Origin of the sequence: Westiellopsis prolifica IICB1, assembly GCF_004323185.1 — a bacterium.
GTDB classification, from domain to species: domain Bacteria; phylum Cyanobacteriota; class Cyanobacteriia; order Cyanobacteriales; family Nostocaceae; genus Pelatocladus; species Pelatocladus prolificus_A.
The window spans coordinates 2,568,599-2,590,965 of sequence record NZ_NAPS01000001.1; the positions used below are offsets into that span (position 1 = coordinate 2,568,599).

General features: G+C 41.3%; 13 protein-coding genes and 1 pseudogene. 8 read left to right on the forward strand and 6 right to left on the reverse strand.

From position 1 onward, the window contains the following. Positions 1-55: 55 nt before the first annotated feature. Positions 56-1,045 carry an aspartate carbamoyltransferase catalytic subunit gene (locus B4U84_RS10750; RefSeq protein WP_017313341.1) on the forward strand — a complete coding sequence of 330 codons (990 nt, stop codon included), beginning with the start codon at positions 56-58 and terminating at the stop codon, positions 1,043-1,045. A gap of 52 nt (positions 1,046-1,097) precedes the next feature. Here the strand turns inward: B4U84_RS10750 and B4U84_RS10755 are convergent, their stop codons facing one another. Continuing rightward, on the reverse strand, positions 1,098-2,195 hold the full coding sequence (locus B4U84_RS10755; protein WP_131117718.1) for a DUF7453 family protein: 1,098 nt from the start codon (positions 2,193-2,195) through the stop codon (positions 1,098-1,100). 366 nt (positions 2,196-2,561) lie between these two features. On the opposite strand from B4U84_RS10755, the pseudogene B4U84_RS10760 reads away from it, so the two are divergent. Together B4U84_RS10760 and B4U84_RS10765 are read left to right on the forward strand one after the other, a co-directional pair. Beyond that, positions 2,562-2,732: pseudogene (locus tag B4U84_RS10760) on the forward strand (Clp protease N-terminal domain-containing protein); the annotation flags it as partial. Positions 2,733-3,085: 353 nt separating this feature from the next. Further along, positions 3,086-3,889, forward strand: coding sequence for an SDR family NAD(P)-dependent oxidoreductase (locus B4U84_RS10765; RefSeq protein ID WP_131117721.1), 804 nt, complete (start codon positions 3,086-3,088; stop codon positions 3,887-3,889). A 189-nt stretch (positions 3,890-4,078) separates the two neighbouring features. Here B4U84_RS10765 and B4U84_RS10770 read toward each other — a convergent pair whose 3' ends face one another. From B4U84_RS10770 to B4U84_RS10785, 4 genes are all read right to left on the reverse strand, one after another. Beyond that, the gene (locus tag B4U84_RS10770; RefSeq protein WP_131117723.1) at positions 4,079-5,419 is read right to left on the reverse strand and encodes a TldD/PmbA family protein; all 1,341 of its coding nucleotides are present in this window, start codon (positions 5,417-5,419) and stop codon (positions 4,079-4,081) included. 202 nt (positions 5,420-5,621) lie between these two features. Continuing rightward, positions 5,622-7,094, reverse strand: a complete 1,473-nt coding sequence (locus B4U84_RS10775) for a TldD/PmbA family protein (protein ID WP_131117726.1) — start codon at positions 7,092-7,094, stop codon at positions 5,622-5,624. 497 nt (positions 7,095-7,591) lie between these two features. After that, the gene (locus B4U84_RS10780) at positions 7,592-11,284 is read right to left on the reverse strand and encodes a two-partner secretion domain-containing protein (RefSeq protein ID WP_131117729.1); all 3,693 of its coding nucleotides are present in this window, start codon (positions 11,282-11,284) and stop codon (positions 7,592-7,594) included. Between the two features lie 371 nt (positions 11,285-11,655). Beyond that, a complete protein-coding gene (locus B4U84_RS10785) occupies positions 11,656-12,696 on the reverse strand; it encodes a tetratricopeptide repeat protein (protein ID WP_131117732.1) in 1,041 nt (346 codons plus the stop codon). A 213-nt stretch (positions 12,697-12,909) separates the two neighbouring features. Between B4U84_RS10785 and B4U84_RS10790 the strand changes: the two genes are divergently transcribed. Further along, a complete protein-coding gene (locus B4U84_RS10790) occupies positions 12,910-13,311 on the forward strand; it encodes a metal-sensing transcriptional repressor (RefSeq protein ID WP_017313333.1) in 402 nt (133 codons plus the stop codon). 131 nt (positions 13,312-13,442) lie between these two features. On the opposite strand, the gene crtD is transcribed toward B4U84_RS10790, so the two are convergent. Then, positions 13,443-14,951 carry a C-3',4' desaturase CrtD gene (crtD, locus tag B4U84_RS10795; RefSeq protein ID WP_131117735.1) on the reverse strand — a complete coding sequence of 503 codons (1,509 nt, stop codon included), beginning with the start codon at positions 14,949-14,951 and terminating at the stop codon, positions 13,443-13,445. A 265-nt stretch (positions 14,952-15,216) separates the two neighbouring features. Here crtD and B4U84_RS10800 point away from each other — a divergent pair, with 265 nt between their 5' ends. The 4 genes from B4U84_RS10800 (at position 15,217) to nifJ (ending at position 22,158) form a co-directional block, all read left to right on the forward strand. Next, a complete protein-coding gene (locus B4U84_RS10800) occupies positions 15,217-16,497 on the forward strand; it encodes a M16 family metallopeptidase (RefSeq protein WP_044452185.1) in 1,281 nt (426 codons plus the stop codon). Positions 16,498-16,677: 180 nt separating this feature from the next. Then, a complete protein-coding gene (locus tag B4U84_RS10805; RefSeq protein ID WP_131117738.1) occupies positions 16,678-17,541 on the forward strand; it encodes a fructosamine kinase family protein in 864 nt (287 codons plus the stop codon). Between the two features lie 102 nt (positions 17,542-17,643). Further along, the gene (locus tag B4U84_RS10810) at positions 17,644-17,967 is read left to right on the forward strand and encodes a hypothetical protein (protein WP_017313329.1); all 324 of its coding nucleotides are present in this window, start codon (positions 17,644-17,646) and stop codon (positions 17,965-17,967) included. A gap of 432 nt (positions 17,968-18,399) precedes the next feature. Further along, positions 18,400-22,158: a pyruvate:ferredoxin (flavodoxin) oxidoreductase gene (gene nifJ / locus B4U84_RS10815; protein WP_131117741.1), complete on the forward strand. Its 3,759-nt coding sequence runs from the start codon at positions 18,400-18,402 to the stop codon at positions 22,156-22,158. Positions 22,159-22,367 lie beyond the last annotated feature (209 nt).

Consider the following 22,367-nt stretch of genomic DNA (forward strand, 5'->3'; position numbering starts at 1 on the left):
TCCCCAATCCCCTTTCCCCTTTCCCCAATCCCCTTTCCCCGATCCTTTAAAATTTATGCCTACTACCGATTGGACTCGTCACCACGTTCTTTCTCTAGCTGATTTCACCTCAGCTGAATACGACACTGTACTGCAAACAGCTGCTAGTTTTCAGGAGGTATTATCAAGGCGGACAAAGAAAGTACCTACCTTGCAGGGACATGTGGTAGCAAATTTATTTTTTGAGCCTTCGACTCGGACTCGTAGCAGTTTTGAACTTGCTGCCAAACGTCTCTCCGCAGATACACTTAATTTTGCCTCAGCTTCTTCTTCGATGACTAAAGGAGAGACTATTCTAGATACAGCCAAGACTTATTTGGCAATGGGAACTGATATTATGGTGATTCGCCATAAAGAAGCAGGAGTACCAAATGCGATCGCTCAGGAAATGGATCGTCTCGGTGTAAAAGTTAGTGTCCTTAATGCTGGTGATGGTCAACACGAGCATCCTTCCCAAGGTCTGTTAGATTTATTTACGATCTGTACTCTGCTTGATCCAGATTCTCCCCGCCTAGAACTTCTCAAAGATAAAAAGATTGCTATTGTTGGGGATATTCTGCATTCACGTGTCGCGCGATCGAATATTTGGAGTATCACCGCCAGTGGTGCAGAATTACATTTAGCAGCACCACCGACTTTATTACCAAAATTATTTGCAGATTTCGGCAAAGATAGACCAGGTAAGCTATTTGTACATTGGCAATTAGAACCAGCCCTCAAAGAAGCTGATTTTGTGATGACACTACGTCTGCAAAAGGAACGTATGACTGCACATTTGTTGCCTTCTTTGCGAGAATATCACCAAATGTTTGGAATTACACGCTCAAAGCTACAATTGTGCAAACCCAATGTCAAAGTTTTACATCCAGGGCCAGTAAACCGTGGTGTCGAAATTAGCTCAGATTTAATGGATGATCCGGAATTTAGCTTAATTCAAACACAGGTTACAAGCGGTGTTGCTGTGCGTATGGCACTGTTATATTTAATTGGAACTACTAGGGCATAAGGAAAAAGGTAAAAATTTTTGAGGATTTTTACCCATTTTCAAAGTGCTAGTCCTAATTGGAAGGAACTTCAGTATTTGGAGTTTCAGACTGCGGATTAGCGCGGAAAATACCACCTGTTCCATCAGCAAGTGTTGCATAGAAAACTATTTGATTGCTGTTATTTAATCCCTTACTGGAAAAATAAATATCTTTTACTGTTGAGCCAAACAAAATATCGCCTGCAACAATCACTTTATCAACTGCTGGATCTGCTCCAGTAAAGATACCCAAGCCGCCATTTTTCAGAACACCTTTAAATGCTACTGTTCCAATATCATTAATTGCAGGATTCTCAAAAAAGCTAAAGTCTTTGCTGTTGTCGGCAATAGTAGTTATTGTGCCGTTGTTAACTAGAAATATACCTTCACCATCTTCTTTTTTTAAAACTCCCTTAAATGCCACGGTTCCCAGATTATTGATAGCTGGAGGAAAAACAAAACTAAATTTTCTAGTTGTGTCAGCAATAGGGATGGTTACTCCATCAGAGTTGATTGTAAAAATACCACGTTCTCCCGTATCTAGCCTAGCTGAAAAGGCAATGGTATTTGCATCATTAATTGCATATCCATCAAAATCACTGTAAGAACCATTGGTATCAACAACAACAGTTGTTGAGCCATCAATATTGATGAGGATACTATGGCCATTATCGGTCTGAGATAAGAATGCAACAGCAGCTTTGTTATTTATGACAGGAACACCAAAAGCACCTCTTGGTTGACTACTTTCGGCTATGGTGGTTGTGATTTCATTGCTCACAATAAATATACCACTACCTATCGTGTCAATATTTGCATCAAAAGCTATAGTATTTATATCGTTAATTGCAGGTTTATTTCCTAACAAGCTGAATATCCCACTAGTATCGGTGATGGTGGAGGTTGTTTCACCATTTCCAATCAAAATGCTACTACTTGTACTATCTAAATTAGCTGAGAAAACTACTGTCCCATCATTATTGATTGCAGGATAAGACCCAAGTGCAGTAAAACCATCTTTGGTATCAGCAATTTTCGTGAAAGTGAAAGAAGCTCTAGCTTCACATACAGCAAACAAGCTGATAGAAAAACTAATTAATGTTGCTGTTAAAAACTGTTTGATGGCAGCCATAATCGTTTTATCCTAAAAAGGTTTAATAAAATTTTTGTGAAATACAATACTAATAATATTGGTATAAAATAGCAAGTATATAAAGTAATTAATACCAATTTAATATAGGAGTCCGATTTGATTTATGAAAAAATCTAAGTATCTGTAGGGTGTGTTATGGCGTAGCTATCACGCACCTAAATCCTTAACTGGTGCGTTAGCCTTGCCACGCCACTACGTGTATTTCAGAAATCAAATATGAGTCCTATATGAAGATGCATACAAAGACCCACCCCAGCTTCGCCACCCCTAAGCGCAAGCGGGAAGGGGTAAAATTCTATGCAGCTTCACGAAGAATTGGTATAACGATTTTACAAATTTCTCACCTCTGTAGATGTTACCTTTACACCCAGAGCCAAGCGAGTATTAGAATTAGCAGTGGAAGAGTCACAACAACTTGGTGTAAATTACATTAGAACAAAACATTTACTGTTAGGTATTCTTCGTGAAGGGGGAGGAATAGCAATCAAATTATTGCAAAATATTGGAGTGTATTTATTTTTTTTATAACAATTTTTACGGATAAATCTAATGTAATGAAAAATTTTTATAACTAATAACACATATTTATAAACATAAATAATATATTTGTATAAATAACTATCCTCTAATTTTTCGTATGATTAAATACATTTTTTTTGAGATATTTATTAATGTTGGTATCTAGGAGTAAAGTCCAGAATTTAATATGATTAAAGTCCAATATTAAGTTTTCCAGACTTTACTAATCGTGATGATTGTCAATCTTATTTGTCTTGGATTATTGAATCTTAGACTAAAATATTGACATGGAAGGTTTGTTTATTAACTAACAAAACTAGCTTTGTTGGGGAATCTTAACTTCAATATTTATGAATACAACACACCAATATCAAAGCCAACAAACTGCTCTGATTACTGGCGCTTGTAGTGGAATTGGTTATCAGTTAGCGTGTCTTTTTGCTTCTGATAATTATAATCTAGTCTTAATAGATAGGTGGGGAGAAAAACTAGCTGAAATAGCAGAACAATTTCCCAAAAAATTTGAGATTGCTGTAAAATCCATTGTCAAAGACTTATCTAAACCAACATCTCCAGAAGAAATTTTTACTGAGGTGCAAAACTCAGACATTAAAATTGATGTGTTAGTAAATAATGCTGGATTTGGTACTTATGGATTATTTCACGAAATTGATTTAATGACGGAATTGGAAATGATGCAGGTAAATGTGGTGTGTCTCACCCGTTTAACGAAATTATTTCTGAAAGATATGGTTAAACAAGGCAGAGGTAAAATATTAAATGTATCTTCAACTGCTGCGTTTCAACCAGGGCCTTTAATGGCAGTTTATTTTGCGACCAAAGCTTATGTCTTGTCATTTTCCGAAGCGATCGCCAACGAGTTAGAGGGTACGGGTGTCACCGTGACTGTTCTTTGTCCAGGCCCAACAGCATCTGCATTTCATGAAAGAACAGGTATGGCAGACTCTAAACTACTTAAAGGTAAAAAAATGATGGATGCTCAAACTGTAGCTCAACTAGGTTACAGTGGCTTATTAGCAAACAAAACCCTTGTGATTCCGGGTGTGAAAAATAAGCTATTGGTTGAAATCGTCAAACTTGCACCCAGAGAACAAGTCACCAAAATAGTCAGAAGTTTGCAGGAAGTGAAATAAATCATACCAATTTGAAAAAAGAATGCGACAGATGAATTTTCTTGTAGAGACGCGTAGACGCTCGTAAGAGCGGCTTCTCGTAAGAGTATTACCGCGTCTGAATGTGTCGCAAACATTTTTGAAATCGGTATTATTAAGTTATGAATTATGAATTTTTTGCATAATTCATAATTCATAATTTATATCTTGTTATTCTCCCGTAATTGAAAGTCCATCAACCCAAATTTTTGGACAAACACCTCCAGGAGTTAACTCTAGTTCTTTTTCCACAAAAATAATTGACTTGAGAACTTGCAGAAAATCACCAGCAACAGTCGCTGATTCAATACTCGTCTTCACACCTTTGTTGACAATCCAACCATCAAAAGGTAAAGAAAACGATCCTTGCAATGATTTTACACCTGCATGGAGAGCTTGCAAATCATCAATCAAAATTACATTTTCAGCAGTTTCCAAGCTCAATTCTTGTTCGCCGGGTGCAGCAGCAAAAACATGATAGAAATTTGGACTGACGGTGACTTTTGCACCAATGTTGGCATTTCCTGTGGGTTTAGCATTCATTCTTTTGGCAGTTCCTGCACTATGTATAAAACCAGCTAAAATGCCATTTTCAATCAAGGTAATTTGCCGAGTTGGAGTTCCTTCGCCGTCAAAACTTTCGGCGCCAACATTAGCAGGATGCAAAGCATCATCGTATACAGAAAGTAGAGGAGATGCTATTTGTTTGCCTAAATCATCAGGAGTAGATAAACTCTGTTTATCTAGAATATTTTGGGCATTGAACAAATTAGAAAAAGCCCCTAAAAGACTTAAAAAAGCATCTGGTGAAAAAACAACTGTATACTTACCAGACTTGACTTTTTCATAGTTCAAGTGGCTGATAGTCTTTTCTGTTGTTTCTTGAATGCAACCATTAATATCTAAACTTTCTAAACTGCGCTCAACTCTAAAAGCGCCAGCACTGCGAGGTTTTTTTCCTTCTTCCTCTGTTTTGCTGTAGAGATAAATAGATGCTAAAGAGTGAGACTCAGTTCTGATCGCACCATCACTATTGAGATAGAATCTATCAATATCTCTTTGGGCTAAATTGTTATAAGGTACTCCTTGAATTGCCGAATGAGCAGCTAAAACTTCTTTTTCAGCTATTAGCAAAGTTTCTATTAATTGAGAAACTGGTGCTTGTGGTGATTTTTCTTTTTGTGGTACGGCAATTTCAACAGTCGCTTCTGGACTAAAATCTGGGACATTTTCTTTGACGCCAAAGAAACTAGCTTCATAAGCTGTTTTTAAAGCTAATTCTAGTCCTTTGGGGTCTACATCTGAGGTGCTGGTGACACCCATTGTATTTTGGTCATTCCAAACTCGGACAGTGACACCAGAGAGATTTGAAGCTTTAACTTGTTTTGGTTCACCTTGATCAACTTGTACACTAATTGCATCTGCACTTGAGCCATAGATATCGAATTTTTTGATGCCAAGTTTATTTGCAGTGTCTTTGGCGTAATTTGCAATTTCGCTGATATTCGGCATAGTCAATTTTAGATTTTATTTCTTTGATGTTTTATTTAGTGTCTTAGGTTTTGGTGGTTAAGAAAAAGATGTATGAACCACAAAGACACAAAGACACAAAGAATACTGGCGTTGCTGATTTCATGTATGAAAATGATTTTAGGTAATTCCAAAACCCTTGTACCAGAAGCGATATACCGCGATTCAGCAACGCCAAAATTGTTTAGCGTCCACCGACGGTTATGGAATCAACTTTGATATGGGGTTGTCCAACTGTGGTGTAAATACTGCCGCTGACGGAGCCACAAAAACCAGGCGCTAAAGATAAATCTTGGGAACACATGGAAATTTTATTCATGATTTCCTTGGCTTCACCAATTAAGATTGCTCCTTTAAGTGGCTTGGTAATTTTGCCGTTTTCAATCAAGTAAGCTTCGTCTACACCAAAGTTAAATTGACCTGTTGCACCGACGCTACCGCCACCCATTTTTTTACAGTAAATGCCTTTATCAACGGAGGCAAATAAATCTTCGGTTGTGTGTTCTCCTGGTGCAATATAAGTGTTACGCATCCGGCTAGCAGCTGCAAAGGTAAAAGCTTGGCGACGTCCGCTACCTGTTCTAGGGTGTCCGGTGCGCCAGGAACCGGCTCGATCTGCTAAAAAGTTTTTGAGAATGCCTTTTTCGATTAATAATGTTTTTTGGGCTGGCATACCTTCGTCATCCATGTCAATTGTACCGAAGGCTTGTTCGGTACGCCCTTCATCTAAAGCGGTGAGGCTTTCGTGGGCAATTTTTTCACCCTTTTTATCAGCGAAGGGGGATGTTTTGCGTTCAATTTGGGTGGTTTCTAAGAGGTGTCCACAAGCTTCGTGGAAGATTACCCCACCAAAGTGATTAGCCATGATGATGGGATAAGTGCCTGATTCTACGTAGTCTGCGTAGAGCATTTTTCCTGCGGATTCAGAGATATGTTCTGCTGATTCTTGATAATCCCAGGTTTTGAGGAAGTTTGGGTCACTGGTGTTACCAGCACGTTCACCGATGGAAGTACGATTAGCACCATCTGCACACAGGAGATTAAATCCTACAGATTGGGTGAGGCGAATGTCACGAGCAAAGGTTCCATCGCTTGCAGCTACTAGGACTTCTTGCCAATCTCGGAAGTAGGTGGCACGCCGGGATTGGATATGATTAGCTTTGCGTTGGAGTTGGGCTGTACCATCTAGGAGAATTTCTCCCATTTCCCGGATGGAACTACACAGCGATAACCAGCTATCTTTACCTCTTTTGGTGGCGTAGTCTCTGAGTAGTTCTAGGTTGATTTCGGGGATTAAAGCATTGGGAGCAGGTAGCTGCAATCCTAGAATAGAAAGCCCTTTTTCTAAAGCTGCTTTTAAGCCTGTAAAAGATAGGTCATTGGTGGTGACGTAGCAGTCTGCATGTCCTTTAAATACTCTGACTCCTGCGCCTGTGGAAAGACGTGGTGTAATGCTGGTGATGGTGTCTTCTTCTGCAAGACAACTGATGTAATTAACACGTTCTAAGAAAAATTCAATGAAATCAGCGCCAGCAGCGCGTCCTAGTCCCAAGAGGGTAGCTAGGGGAGCTTCCCAGGTTTCATCGAATCGTTCTGTAGTCGAGGTATATTGCAGAGTGGGGAGTTGTTGGGACAGAAGTAGGGTATTTGTTAGCATGAATATTCTCTTAGTGCTGGCTGGTTCGGAGGTTTGACTATAATATGCTGGTGTGTTGACTCTAACAGATGACTTTTGCAAATCATCTGTACTAGCTTCTTAAATAGTAGCTTGCCCACTTTGGTGCTTGTGTGCGATCGCACTAATTCCACTAGTTTTTTACTGTCGAGTTGACGTCTGATTGGTTGCGTGTTTGCTAATAATTCAAAAAACGCTTGCGATTTAAATCGCAGTCTTATATAGCAATCCTATATAGCAATCCTAATTGAGTTGTGAGAAAATACGGAATCCCAGATCCCCGACAACTCATGCGAAGTCGGGGATCTTGCCTCTCACGAATGATTTAGGATTGCTATAGCAAAAGTCTGCTTCAGCAGACTGTTTGATTTTATGAAGTCTTCTTCAAACGACTTGTGCTACTAGCTGATACCATTTCACGTTAATCACGATACACATAAATTTTGTACCAGACGCGATATATCGCGTCTCTACATACCTTAAAATGCAGGACAGGCGGCTGTTGGTTTAGAACTCCGTTGAGCAGTGCTAATATTTGTGGGATCATAAGCTGTCAACACTACTTCGCCTTTGCTGTTAAATATCCATCCTTGAGCAGGGATAATGGGTTTTTTAGTATTAGTTACGATTAGTGGTTGGTTGGTTGTTGCAGCTTGGGAATTACTATTGGTTGCAGCAGGGTTTACTAAATCGACGCGGACATTGTCACTGCTAAACTCATCATTTGGGCTAGATGGTACACCACCTCGTCCGATGGACACAAATGAACTACCAGTACCTTTTTGACAGGGATTTTGGGCAATTTGATTACTCACATCTGCAAGATTATCTGGTAATTCTACTAATCCCTGACTGGGGTCAACGTCTGCGGTGTCGATTTGGACTGTACCACTAAAATCAGGACTTGCGCCTGTGGCTGTGATGTCGCTTTTGGGGGTGGGTCGCTCTCGAAACTGAGTACCAAAAATGGCGTCAGCTGTGATAAATACTCTACCGCCAAAGCTGGATTGAGAATTGGCGCTGATGTCGCTATTTCCCAGAGCAACTAAGTTACCAGTATCAATAGTTATATTCCCACCTGCGGCTGTGCCTGTGGCGTTAGTGGTGATATTGCTGTTGCGACGTAGAATTAAATCACGGGAACTCAGGAATATATTGCCTTGACCACCTTGTGTCTGGGCGCTAATTAAAGCACCGTTATTTAGTCGAATATCCTTAGTAGTTGTGATGTCTATATTACCTGCTTGGCGATTTTCGATATTACTGTTGGTATTGAGTTGAGCAGCATCAAGCACAAAGGAATTAGCATTTATTTTGATACCGCCTGCATTTCCCTGACCCGAAGTACTGGAAACAAGTCGTCCACCATTGGTGACAAACAGTGAACCCGTGGTAATTTCGATATTTCCAGCATTTCCGATTGCTCCATTTTCAACATCGCTAAAAATAGCACTGCGGCTGAAGTTTCCATTAAAGTCAGGTTTGTCACTGACTCCTGCGATATTAATCGTATCAGTGATATTAAGCTTCACGTTGCCAGCATCGCCAATGCCACCGGGTTGTGTATCAGAATTTCCACGAATAAAGGTATTTAGATTACCACCATTCGTGAGTGAAAGTGACCTAGCAGTAATGTTGATATCTCCACCTTTACCTTCTCCTCCAGCTTCCACAGTGGTAAAGACTGCACTGGGGAATCCTTCATTATCTGTGCCGTCAAAAGAGACTGTACCAGTGGGAGCATTAATTGTAACGTTGCCTGCCTTTCCTTTCCCCTCAGTGGCGGAATCTAGTTGGCTCCCACCCCCTACAAAAAGTGAACCTGTATTAATTTCGATGTTACCAGCGTCACCCGTTGCTCCACTCCCTACATTGCTTCTAATACCACTGTTGCTAAAGAAGCCGTTAGAGTTACGTATATTACTTTCTCCTACTATGCGGGTCGTATCGCTGATATTTAGCTTCACATTTCCGGCATTACCGATACCACCGGATTCTGTGGGGGAAGCCCCATTAACATTAGTATTTAGTCTAGCCCCATTATTTAATAAAAGCGACCTAGCAGTAATGTTGATATCTCCGCCTTGACCTACAGCTCCTGAATTTACAGTGGTGAAAGCTCCACTGGGGAATCCTTCATTATCTGTGCCGTCAAAAGAGACTGTACCATTGGGAGCATTAATTGTGATGTTACCTGCATTTCCTCGATTGAAGGTATTTGCAAGTAATTGACCTCCATTGGTGAGAGAAACAGACCCCCCTGTAATGTTGATGTTACCTGCATTTCCTTCTCCCAAGGAGCGAGAAACTAACACAGAATTATCTATATTTACAAAATCAGAAACATTTACTTCAATATCCCCAGCATTAGCTGGGTCATTTTCTCGTGCAAATCCAGAAGTGACAGTAGACAAAGCAGCACCATTGGTTAAGGAGAGAGTGCGCGCGTTAATCTTAATATCACCACCTTGGCCATTTGATCTACTACTAACAGATGCTCTGGCTGATGTTCCTGCGCCATCGAAGGAGACATTTGCATTGGGAGCATCAATGATGATATTACCTGCATTTCCCGAAGAAGAAGTATTGGCTTGCAAAGATGAGGCGCTATTTACTGAGACAAAATTAGAAGCGTTAATGATGATATTGCCTGCATTTCCTTGCCCAGCTGTGGAAGTAGCCAAAGAAACAGAATCCGATACAGAGAGAGTGCGCGCATTAATCTTAATATCACCACCTTGGCCATTTGATCTACTACCAACAGACGTGCTGGCTGATGTTCCTGCGCCATCGAAGGAGACATTTGCATTGGGAGCGTCAATAATGATATTACCTGCATTTCCCGAAGAAAAAGTATCGGCTAGCAAAAATGAGGCGCTATTTACTGAGACAGAATCAGAAGCATTAATGATGATATTGCCTGCATTTCCTTGCCCAGCTGTGGAAGTAGCCAAAGAAACAGAATCCGATACAGAGAGCGCGCGCGTGTTTATGACAATATTACCAGCGTTTCCTGTAGCTGATTGTCCTACGAGGCTGATAATTCCGCTATTGAATCCAGCTAATCCCTGCAATGATACTTTGTCTGTAGCTGTGATTGTTACGTTTCCGGCATTTCCTTGTTCAGAGGCAAGAGAACCAATAAAAAAACGACCAGTAGCTTCCAAGCTTCTGGTGTTGATAACTATATCTCCTGCTTGTCCAGATAGTGGAACATTAATGATCACGCTTTCAGAGTCAGAATTTCCCTCAAGTCTGACCCTATCTGTAGCATTAATGACGATATCACCAGCCTGAACATTAGGATTGGCATTTGATGGAATCACAGCAAATAGTCCCGCTCCAGAAGAAATATCTAAATTTCGCGCATTAACTACAATACTAGCTTTTTGTCCGATCGCACCAACCCTAGCTCCATTAGTGAGTGTGACATTACCTCTAGTAACACTATTGGGAAAACTCAAACTTCCATCGGGATTAAAGCCAACTGTCCCAGCTTGTGCTAATCCTCCTAACTCAACTCGCCCTTCTAATGTTCCTGATGTCCCACCGTTGAGGTTAATGTCACCACCTACCAACGCAAGAGATCTCCCAGTTTGCACTGCAAGACTGGCGTTACTATTAATACTGGCGGGATTATCCCGAAATCGCAAACCTATGGGAATATTAATAGTTAACTGTGGTACTGGTTGGGGGTTGCTGGCACTAAATTCAAAATTGTCAAATAATACACTATCGGCTGTACTACCAAAAAACGAACCACCATCCAAATCCAGACTTGCGTTCGGGCCAAAAAAAATCCCTTTCGGGTTAATTAAGAAGAGATTCGCATTACCTAAAACACCAAGTCTTCCGAGAATATTTGAGGGATTACCCCCCGTGACTCTCGTAAGAATATCGGTGATATTCGCCGGATTAGAAAAATAGGCTCCTCTACCTTCACCAACATTAAATTCCTGAAAGCTGTGAAATAAATTTGAGCCGCGAGTTGCACCACCCTCAATGCGATCGCTCGGTATACTATTAACTACATCTGGAGTAACTATAGAACTTTCCGCGCCCAGACTGCTATCTGGTATGATTTGCGCTGTTGCAGTCGTAATAGATGCAAGGCTGATTACAGTACATAAGGACAAGGTCGTGACAGGAGATAGGTAAGGAAGCAGTTTCATCACTAGTGCCTTATAGAAATTGTGGGGAAGAAAACGGTCATTTTGAAAATTTGATACACATAAAATCCATATAAGATAATATGACAATTTCACGGATTAGACTAAAAATTTCAGTGCTTTTTTTGCGCGATCGCTCTTCATACGCCAAAATTCTCACTTCAAACAGGAAACTTCTCGTTTCAAATAGCTTGAAATTGGTAGGGTGCGTTATGGACGGAACGTCCTAACACACCGAAAATCTGTAATGGTGCGTTGCGCTGCGCGACAACACACCCTACAAAACTAACGCCAAAACCGCCCCTCCCCGCTTGCGCTTAGGGGTTGGGGGTGGGGTGCAATGACTGTGGGAAGTACAACTAATTCCCCGTTCCCTATTCACCGTTCCCTGTCCTTAAAGCCAACTGTAACAACTGACGCAGAGATTGAGCATGTATACTCTTGGGAAAGATAGTTAAAAAATCATCCAAATCACGGATGGCTTGATGAATACACTGCAAACAAGCACCCTGAGATAAAGCATATCGGTATATTTGCTCTGCTGTGGGAGTATAATTAACAGCCAAATAGTAAAGAGCTAAATTAAACGTATTGTGCCAGTCTTGAGAATCTTGTTTATAACGCTCTTTGGCAATTTGAACTGCACTAGCAAGATCTGAACGCGCTTTTTCTGGTTGCTTCAGAGCTTGGTAGCCTAAAGCTCGAACATACAAACACCAATCATGATCAGATTCCAACTCTAGAGCATTGTTAAAATCTGCAAGAGCGTCTTTGTATCGTTTGAGCAGTAAGTAAACTTCCCCCCTAGTTACCAACACCCAAGCATAATTAGGGTTAAGTGCGATCGCACTATCAAAATCTTTCAGTGCTTGTTTATACCGTTGTATCAAGCGATAAGTTTCACCCCGCCCAGCAAACGCCCAAGCATTACCGGGGTTGAGTTTAATCGCTTGGTCAAAGTCTTGGAGTGCTTGTTGGTAAATTTGCATTAATTGATAAGTTTGACCCCGACTTGCCAACACCCAATCCAAGTTAGGGTTAATTTTAATTGCATAGTTAAAGTCTTGAAGCGCCTCGTCGTAGCGCTGCATTGAGTAATAAATTTGACCGCGACTTGCTAACGCCCAGTCAAAGTTAGATTTAAGTGCGATCGCTCGGTTAAAATCTTGGAGTGCATCGTCATAACGCTTGATTAACCGATAAGTTTCACCCCGAAGTGCGAATGCTTCAATAAAATTGGGGTCAAGTTCAATAGCGCGATCCAAATCCTGAAGAGCATCTTCATAGCGCTGCATTGAGTGATAAATTTGACCCCGACGCACCAGTGCAAAAGTGTGGTTGGGATTAATCTTAAGAGTACGACCAAAGTCTAGGAGAGCTTTCTTATTGTTGTGAATAATATGATTAACAAGCATTACTGCTTTGCAACTTTAATATAATGTTTCAGCCTGCGATTGAAATCGCTGTTTCATTTTAAGCCTGCGATTGAAATTGCAGTCTCATAGCTAAAGTCTGCTGAAGCAGACTGTTTATACTGTTTCATTTGAAGTTTGATGCAAATGGCTCCCCACCACTATCCCCAACTAAGCTAGGATCTAATGTATTACCGCCAATGCCAATAGTAACCAATGAATGGATCGAAGCGATCGCCTAAATCATCTTTGTCCAATTTTGAGCAAGATGACGACGTACTTTTGGAAAATACAGACCACGAATCTACAGACAAAACTCATAACCATGAACAGTCGCCTCATCCTCACGTTCACACTCAAGAGTCTTTGCGGAGATTAGTAAACCGACTGTCGCGCATAGAAGGACATGTTCGTGGCATCAAAACCATGGTACAGCAAAATAGTCCTTGTCCAGATGTATTGTTGCAAATTGCCGCTGTCCGAGGCGCATTAGATAGAGTAGCACGTATCGTTTTAGATGAACATTTAACAGAGTGTATAGCTAGAGCCGCAGAAGAAGGCAATATTGATGTAGAGATTGAACAACTCAAAGCAGCTTTAGATCGGTTTTTGCCGTGAAGGGGATCGGGGATTGGGGATCGGGGATCGGGGATCGGGAATTGGTTATTCTCCCCACACTTCCAGACGCGATGAATCGCGTCTCTACATTACTCCCCACACTCCCCACACCCCCCGATCCCCAATCCCCATTAACCATCAATTTGCCTAACTACTGTTAACGCAGAATAACTCACGCCTGCTGTACCTTCGCCGGGATGGGTGGAGTCACCAACTAACCAGAGGTGATCTATGGGTGTACGATTGGCAAATCCGAAGGGGCCGAATGTCGGTATTCTTTGACCAATACCACCAACAATACCGCGATCGCGTGCGGTGTAATGAGCAAAGGTACGGGGTGTGGCAGCTTCTATATGAATAATAGTTTCTGGTTTTAAATAAAAGTATTGTCCCAGACGAGCGATCGCGTCTTCTGTGAAGTTTTGTTTTAATCCTTCATAATTATCAGTCTGCCACCAAGTTTGGGGATCTACAAACGAAGAAGCAATAATAGTAGCTTGACCCGTAGGCGCACGACCATCACCGGGATGACTTACAGATACAAATAGGGAATTATTTTCGCCAATCGGGCCATTGGCATCATACATAAATTGCAGATGGGGGGGACAATCAAGGGGAATCGCACTTGCATCCACGCCCAGATACACCACAAAAGCACCTGATGCAGGTGGCAGTTTTTCAACCCGTTTTTTATACCCCGTTGGTACTTTTTCACCTAGCAATTTTACTAAATTCTGCACGGTCACATTTGCAACTATATGATCAGCCGATTCTGTCCAAATTTCCCCAGTTTTTTGGTTGCGAATCACCACACCCTTAGCTTTACCTTGGGCGACTTTTATTTGTTCAACAGTGTGACGCATTAATAATTCACCACCATCTCTTTCCAAAGCAGCAACCAAGCGATCGCTCAACACCTGCATACTACCTTCAAGATGAGACAATCCTTGTGGTTCCTGAGATACACTTAACGCCGTTGCTGCATAAAGTAATGCAGTTTCCTCTGCATCTACCTGAGAATATAGCTTTAGTTGCAAATCTAGAAACGTTCGTAAACGGTGATTATCTGCCAATTTATAAGCACGTAACGCATCCCCCACCGTAAATAATGTATAAGGTACTGTAATTAAAGTATCAGGACGAACTGCCTTAGTCAGCTGTAACAAATCCCAAAAATTACGCGGTGGAAGTACTGGATCACGCCCTTGAAATTTCCAGCTAGCTTTAAATAGTGCTGCAACCAATTGCCAAAAAGGTTCACTACCAGGAAACTGGCGCTGGCGTTCTTCTTGCCATTTTTGAGGATCGCGCCAAACATTGATGGGTGTATTTTCTCCAGGTAAAAACACAGCACAAGCAGGATCACAAGGTATTGCTGGTGGGAGATCAATTTCTAATTCAGAGAAAATTCGATGATGAATTCCTCCAGGTTCCAAACCCGCAACTTGGGTTGCACCAACATCAAAAGTAAAGCCTTTGCGTTTAAAAGTAGAAGCACAACCACCAGGTACTAGAGCTTGATCTAAGATCAGGACACTATAACCTCGACGCGCCAGTAAAGCTCCAGCAGTGAGTCCGCCAATTCCTGCACCAATGACGATCACACGGGATTTAATTTTGCCAACACGATGATTTGGCATTGATGTTACAAAAATATATTTAAGTTTCTTAATTCTACTTTACAAACATTTAATATAATTTAGCAATGTAAATTTGTTTGACCTTGGCGTCTTAGTGTCTTTGTGTTGAAAGTAAACAAACATGAGTCCTGGTAGACAGAGATTTTTTAACCTTCTTACCACAATTTACCGCAGATATAGTAAATATTTGACAGTCAAGCGATCGCTTTAATTATCATTGTAAGTGCTATGTAAGATAGAGTTAATGGCTCACTTACAACAACCCATGACCTCGACTCTGCTAGAATTTTCTCGTCTCAATGCTCCCACGCTACACCAGTTGCCTAATGGTTTAACAATCATAGCGGAGCAAATGCCGATAGATGCGGTTAACCTGAATTTGTGGATTAAGGTTGGTTCAGCCATAGAAACAGATGCAATTAATGGCATGGCTCACTTTTTAGAGCATATGATTTTTAAGGGAACGAAGCGACTTATAAGCGGTGAATTTGAACGTAGAATTGAAGAGCGGGGTGCTGTGACCAATGCTGCTACTAGCCAGGATTATACTTATTACTATATAACTACTGCTCCTCAAGATTTTGCTGCTCTAGCGCCTCTGCAAATTGATGTAGTCACTAATGCAAGTATTCCTGATGATGCTTTTGAACGGGAAAGATTGGTAGTTTTGGAAGAAATTCGGCGTTCCGAAGATAATCCCCGTCGCCGTACTTTCAGAAAGGCCATGGAAGTAGCTTTTGCACAACTACCCTATCGGCGACCAGTATTGGGGCCAGAAGAGGTGATTTCTCAACTGAAAGCCCAACAAATGCGAGATTTCCACGCTAATTGGTATCAACCCCAGTCAATCACTGCTGTTGCTGTGGGTAATTTACCAGTTGAAGAATTAATCGCAACTATTGCCGAAGGGTTTACAACAACTCATAATCAACAATTAACTACCAATAAATCACTAGCAACACTTGCTCCCGAAGCGCCATTTACTGAAATTGTCCGACAGGAATTTACAGACCAAAGCTTACAGCAAGCACGAATTGTGATGGTTTGGCGAGTTCCAGGTTTAGATAAACTGCATGAAACTTATGCTTTGAATGTTTTAGCAGCAATTTTAGGACATGGACGGACATCAAGATTAGTCCGAGATTTACGGGAAGAACGGGGACTAGCTTCTCACATTTCTGTAAGTAATATGAGTCATCAGTTGCAAGGGACATTTTATATTTCTGCTCACTGTCCAGTGGAAAATTTAAAGTTAGTAGAAGAAGCGATCGCTCAACACATCAGAACCTTACAAACCGAGTTCGTGCAAGAATCAGAAATTAACCGCGTACACAAACGAGTAGCCAATAGATTTATTTTTAGTAATGAGACACCTAGCGATCGCGCACGTTTATATGGTTATTATCAAACATTAATAGGTGATTTAGAACCAGCCTTTGACTATCCCAGCCATATCCAAGCCCAAGATGCAACAAACTTAATCCAAGCTGCCCAAAAGTATCTTAACCCGGATGCGTACGGTGTAGTAGTGATGAAACCAATTTAATTATTGGGCATTGGGCATTGGGCATTGGGCATCGGGCATCGGGCATCGGGCATTGGGCATCGGTTATTCTCCTTTGTCTCCCTGCTCCCTGCTCCCTGCTCGCCACACTCCCAGACGCGATGAATCGCGTCTCTACATTACTCCCCCCTCTCCCCTGTCCCCTTCCTATCTCCCGAAATCATGTGGACTGAAATCGACGCTCATATTACTCAAATTAGTGGTGAAAAATTCCACTCTGCACAACGACGTTCTGTTGGTGGTGGCTGCATTAATCAAGGTTATGCTATATCTGATGGCAAGCTTACCTATTTTGTGAAGCTGAATCAAGCCTCCCAAGTTTCTATGTTTGAAGCGGAAGCGCTGGGTTTAGAACAAATGTATAATACAGCGACTATCCGCGTTCCCAAACCAATTTGTTATGGCACAGCAGGTAATTCTTGTTACTTGGTTTTGGAGTGGTTGGACATGGGTTCAGGTAATACCAAAACCTGGGAAGATATGGGGCGTAAGTTAGCAGCGATGCACAAAGCCACGAGTCAGAATGGTTTTGGCTGGGATATAAATAATACCATTGGCTCTACACCCCAAATTAATACCTGGACATCGAACTGGGTGGAATTCTTTGGTAAGCATCGCTTGGGTTATCAGTTTCAATTAGCAAGGCGACGGGGTGGTAGATTTCCGCAAGCAGAAGAGTTACTTACAGCTATTCCTGAAATCTTAGCAGATTATTCTCCGCAATCTTCCTTAGTACATGGTGATTTGTGGGGGGGTAATGCTGGATGTAGTGTAACAGGAGAACCAGTGATTTTTGATCCAGCAACTTATTTTGGGGATAGAGAAGTAGACATCGCCATGACTGAACTTTTTGGAGGTTTTCCGGCGGCGTTTTATCAGGGTTATGACGAGGTGTTTCCCCTAGAATCAGGATATGAACGACGGAAGACTTTGTATAACTTGTATCACATCGTTAATCATTTTAATTTGTTTGGGGGTGGATATGAATCCCAAGCAAATAGTATGATTGCACGGATTTTGCGATGAATACTTTGTTATTGATTGTTATAGAAATGCGCTATTTGGAATCTCTCTAAATACACTAATTTAATAGTTGTTATACCACTGAGTTATAAAACGGATTTTTCTATGAATGATGCTATACCCCCTCAAAATGTTATCAATTGTTTTCAGACTATCTTAAATGCTATTGCCGCAGGAGATTACGAGCTTTTTACGAGTGTGGGTGATTCAGGCTATAAAGCAGGTATAACTAAGCAAATGTTTGAGAGTGTTAGTGAACAGATTGCTCCACGCATGAAAGAAGGTTATTCGATAACTTATTTGTGTCATCTCAAACAGAGTCAATATCAAGTTTATTTGTGGAAGCTAAGTTTTGAAGATGATGGAGATGAATTTGTAGGACGTATGGTAATGAATGCAGATAAAGTCGCAGGAATTATGATTAACTAATTCTCGAACCCCTGCCCCAAAAAAAATTTATATTTTCTAAAAAACTAACTCATGGATAGTTTTTGTGGATGAGTACAGTTATTAATTAACATCAATCAATGCATTTTTTGTTAATGAGATAATCTAAATAATTCATAACTATATCTGGGGTTATTTAATCGCTCAAACATCATATGTTTTTTAGAGACGTTAGGAACATCGTATCTCTACAGTAAAAATAAAATGTAGTGGCGTGGCAAGACTAAAATGATGCAATAAATCTCTGATTCTATCTCTGTGTACTCTGCGCCTCTGCGGTTAAATAAATTACTTTTTTGAACCGCAGAGACACAGAGAGCGCAGAGAAAAAGTAAAGATTATAAGTCACCTTGACAGCGTTACTACTAACCACTAACAACCTTAACTTTTGGGGGTCGCTTGCAGGAGGAAAAAATGCACACAACCTTTGCAACTATTGATGGGAATGAGGCTGTAGCCCGTGTTGCTTATCGTTTAAGTGAAGTCATAGCCATTTATCCCATCACCCCCTCTTCAGCGATGGGTGAATGGGCTGATGCTTGGTCGGCGTCAAATCGGCGTAATTTGTGGGATACTGTTCCCAGTGTAATTGAAATGCAAAGTGAAGGTGGAGCAGCTGCGGCTGTACATGGAGCGCTACAAACGGGTTCTTTAAGTACCACATTCACTTCATCCCAGGGATTGTTGTTGATGCTCCCCAATTTGTACAAAATTGCTGGAGAATTAACCAGTGCGGTAATTCATGTTGCTGCTCGTTCTTTAGCTACCCACGCTTTATCGATTTTTGGCGATCACAGTGATGTTATGGCAACTCGTGGAACTGGGTTTGCGTTGCTGTGTTCTGCTTCTGTACAGGAAGCTCATGATTTTGCGTTGATTGCTCAAGCTGCAACTTTAGCAGCGCGAGTACCGTTTATGCACTTTTTTGATGGTTTTCGGACTTCCCATGAAATTCAGAAAGTCCAGTTACTCACAGATGATGATTTACGATCGCTCATTGATGAAGAATTAATTATAGCTCATCGCACCCGCGCTTTAACTCCAGATCAGCCGGTATTACGGGGAACTGCTCAAAACCCTGATGTTTATTTTCAAGCCCGCGAACGCGCTAACCCCTACTACAATGCTTGTGCAGAAATAGTCCAGCAAGTTATGGACAAGTTTGGGGAACGCACGGGACGATATTATCAGATTTACGAATATTATGGTGCAAGCGATGCCGATCGCGTGATTGTTTTAATGGGTTCTGGTTGTGAAACAGTCCATGAAACCGTAGATTATCTCAACGCTCGTGGTGAAAAAGTCGGTGTTGTCAAAGTCAGATTATATCGCCCCTTTGATGTTGAAAGATTTATTCAGGCTTTACCAAAAACCACAAAAGCGATCGCAGTTTTAGATCGTAGCAAAGAACCAGGTTCAGCCGGCGAACCGTTGTATCTTGATGTTGTCACTGCTATTTATGAAGGAATAAAGGGACAAGGGGGACAAGGGGGACAAGGAAGTAATTTCTCTCCCCACACTTCCCACACTCCCAGACGCGATGAATCGCGTCTCTACATTACTTCCCACACTCCCCACACTCCAACAATTATCGGTGGTCGCTATGGTCTTTCTTCTAAAGAGTTTACCCCGGCGATGGTACGGGCGATTTTTGAGAATCTTGCCCAACCACAACCGCGAAATCACTTTACTGTTGGTATTAATGACGATGTTAATCATACTTGTCTAAGTTTTGACTCTAATTTCTCAACTGAACCAAATCATGTTGTCAGAGCCATGTTTTATGGTTTGGGTTCTGATGGGACGGTGGGTGCTAATAAAAACTCGATCAAAATTATTGGTGAAGAAACCGACAACTACGCCCAAGGTTATTTTGTTTACGATTCCAAGAAATCTGGTTCGATGACAGTTTCTCACCTGCGTTTTGGCCCCAAGCCAATTCGCTCTACTTATCTGATTGATAAAGCGAATTTCATTGGTTGCCATCAGTGGGTATTATTGGATCGAGTAGATGTACTGAAAGATGCTGTAACTGGAGCAAATTTTTTACTGAATAGCCCTTATGATGCTGATACTGTCTGGGAAAATTTGCCAGAAAAAGTCCAGCAGCAAATTATTAGCAAACAACTAAAATTTTACGTTATCAATGCGACTCAAGTCGCCCGTGATAGTGGCATGGGTGGACGGATTAATACTATTATGCAAGTATGCTTCTTTGCCTTAGCAGGAGTTTTACCCCAAGAAGAAGCGATCGCCAAAATTAAGCAAGCTATTGAAAAGACATACGGTAAGAAAGGTGCAGAAGTCATCCGTATGAATCTACAAGCAGTAGACCAGACTTTGAAAAACTTGCAAAAAGTCGATGTTCCACAACAAATAGAAATCCAAAATCCAACATCCAACATCCAAAATCTTGACAGTGCGCCGGAGTTTGTGCGAGAAGTCTTAGGCAAAATTATGAGATGGGAAGGAGATGATTTACCTGTAAGTGCTTTACCTGCGGATGGAACTTTCCCCACGGGTACTTCTCAATGGGAAAAACGCAATGTAGCGCTAGAAATTCCAGTTTGGGAAGCGGATGTTTGCGTACAATGCAGTAAGTGTGTGATGGTTTGTCCCCATGCGGCAATTCGCAGTAAGATTTATCCAGAGAGTGAATTAACCAATGTTCCGGTAACGTTCAAGTCTATTTCTGCCAAAGATAAAGACTTTGCTGGACAGAAATTTACGATTCAAATAGCACCAGAAGATTGTACAGGATGTGGTATCTGTGTTGAAATCTGCCCAGCGAAAAATAAATTGCAGCCAGAAACTAAAGCTATTAATCTCAAACCCCAGCTTCCTTTACGGGAGCAAGAACGGGAAAACTGGAATTTCTTCTTAAATTTACCCAATCCTGACCGACGCCAACTCAAAGTCAATCAAATTCGCCAACAACAACTGCAAGAACCATTGTTTGAATTTTCCGGTGCTTGTGCGGGTTGTGGCGAAACGCCTTATTTAAAACTACTAACACAATTATTTGGCGATCGCGCGATGATTGCCAACGCTACTGGTTGTTCTTCGATTTACGGTGGTAATTTACCGACAACTCCTTGGACTAAAAACTCTCAAGGTAGAGGTCCAGCATGGTCTAATAGTCTATTTGAAGATAATGCCGAATTTGGTTTTGGTTTTCGCTTATCTTTGGATAAACATGCTGAATATGCGGCAGAATTATTGCGGGAGTTGGGGAATGGGGAAAGGGGAAAGGGGATCGGGGATCAGGGATTCTCCAGAGGAGACGCTACGCGAACGGGGATTGGGGATCGGGGAGCGGGGATTGGGGATCAGGGATTGGGGATTGGGTTAATTTCTGAGGATTTAGTTCAATCTATTCTTAATGCTCCGCAGAAAACCGAAGCAGATATTCACGAGCAAAGACAAAGGGTAGAATTGCTCAAACAACGGTTAGATGAACTTTTGGTTGATCAAAACAATCCAAAATCCAAAATCCAAAATCTAAAATTGTTGGCTGATTATCTTGTTAAAAAGAGCGTTTGGATTGTGGGTGGTGATGGTTGGGCTTATGATATTGACTTTGGCGGATTAGATCATGTGCTTGCCAGTGGTCGGAATGTTAATATCTTAGTCATGGATACAGAAGTATATTCTAACACAGGCGGACAATCTTCTAAAGCAACTCCACGGGCTGCGATCGCCAAATTCGCCTCTAGTGGTAAGCCTGCTGCTAAGAAAGATTTAGGATTAATGGCGATGAGTTACGGTAATGTCTACGTAGCGAGTGTAGCATTAGGTGCTAGAGATGATCAAACACTAAAAGCATTTTTAGAAGCCGAAGCCTACAACGGCCCATCACTGATTATCGCTTACAGTCATTGCATCGCCCACGGCATTAATATGACCACAGCTATGAATAATCAAAAAGCTTTGGTAGAATCGGGTCGTTGGTTGTTGTATCGCTATAACCCAGAGTTGCGAGAACAGGGTAAAAATCCTTTGCAATTGGATATGCGATCGCCTAAACAATCAATAGAACAGTCAATGTATCAAGAAAATCGCTTCAAAATGCTTGTCAAGAGTAAACCCGAACTTGCTCAAAGCTTGCTACAACAAGCGCAAGCAGAAGTAGACGCCCATTGGCAGTTGTATGAGTATTTGGCAGCACAATAAAATCAGAGAACTAGATCCCCGACTTGTTGAACAAGTCGGGGATCTTTTGGTAATTGGGAGCGATCGCACTTCATTAAACAACGTCTTGACGTTAATAAGGAACGTTGAAGCAGATTGAACAAACGCTTTAATGTTTTCTATGGATGGAGGAATGTTAATAAACAACGTTGAAGCAGATTGAACAAACGCTTTAATGTTCTCTATGGATG

Bases quoted from the DNA above. Each gene is read 5' to 3' on its own strand.
- B4U84_RS10770 (WP_131117723.1), bottom strand. From the start codon at position 5,419: ATGCCGAATATCAGCGAAATTGCAAATTACGCCAAAGACACTGCAAAT.
- B4U84_RS10775 (WP_131117726.1), bottom strand. From the start codon at position 7,094: ATGCTAACAAATACCCTACTTCTGTCCCAACAACTCCCCACTCTGCAA.
- nifJ (WP_131117741.1), top strand. From the start codon at position 18,400: ATGCACACAACCTTTGCAACTATTGATGGGAATGAGGCTGTAGCCCGT.
- crtD (WP_131117735.1), bottom strand. From the start codon at position 14,951: ATGCCAAATCATCGTGTTGGCAAAATTAAATCCCGTGTGATCGTCATT.
- B4U84_RS10785 (WP_131117732.1), bottom strand. From the start codon at position 12,696: ATGCTTGTTAATCATATTATTCACAACAATAAGAAAGCTCTCCTAGAC.
- B4U84_RS10790 (WP_017313333.1), top strand. From the start codon at position 12,910: ATGAATGGATCGAAGCGATCGCCTAAATCATCTTTGTCCAATTTTGAG.
- B4U84_RS10800 (WP_044452185.1), top strand. From the start codon at position 15,217: ATGACCTCGACTCTGCTAGAATTTTCTCGTCTCAATGCTCCCACGCTA.
- B4U84_RS10805 (WP_131117738.1), top strand. From the start codon at position 16,678: ATGTGGACTGAAATCGACGCTCATATTACTCAAATTAGTGGTGAAAAA.
- B4U84_RS10810 (WP_017313329.1), top strand. From the start codon at position 17,644: ATGAATGATGCTATACCCCCTCAAAATGTTATCAATTGTTTTCAGACT.
- B4U84_RS10780 (WP_131117729.1), bottom strand. From the start codon at position 11,284: ATGAAACTGCTTCCTTACCTATCTCCTGTCACGACCTTGTCCTTATGT.
- B4U84_RS10750 (WP_017313341.1), top strand. From the start codon at position 56: ATGCCTACTACCGATTGGACTCGTCACCACGTTCTTTCTCTAGCTGAT.
- B4U84_RS10755 (WP_131117718.1), bottom strand. From the start codon at position 2,195: ATGGCTGCCATCAAACAGTTTTTAACAGCAACATTAATTAGTTTTTCT.
- B4U84_RS10765 (WP_131117721.1), top strand. From the start codon at position 3,086: ATGAATACAACACACCAATATCAAAGCCAACAAACTGCTCTGATTACT.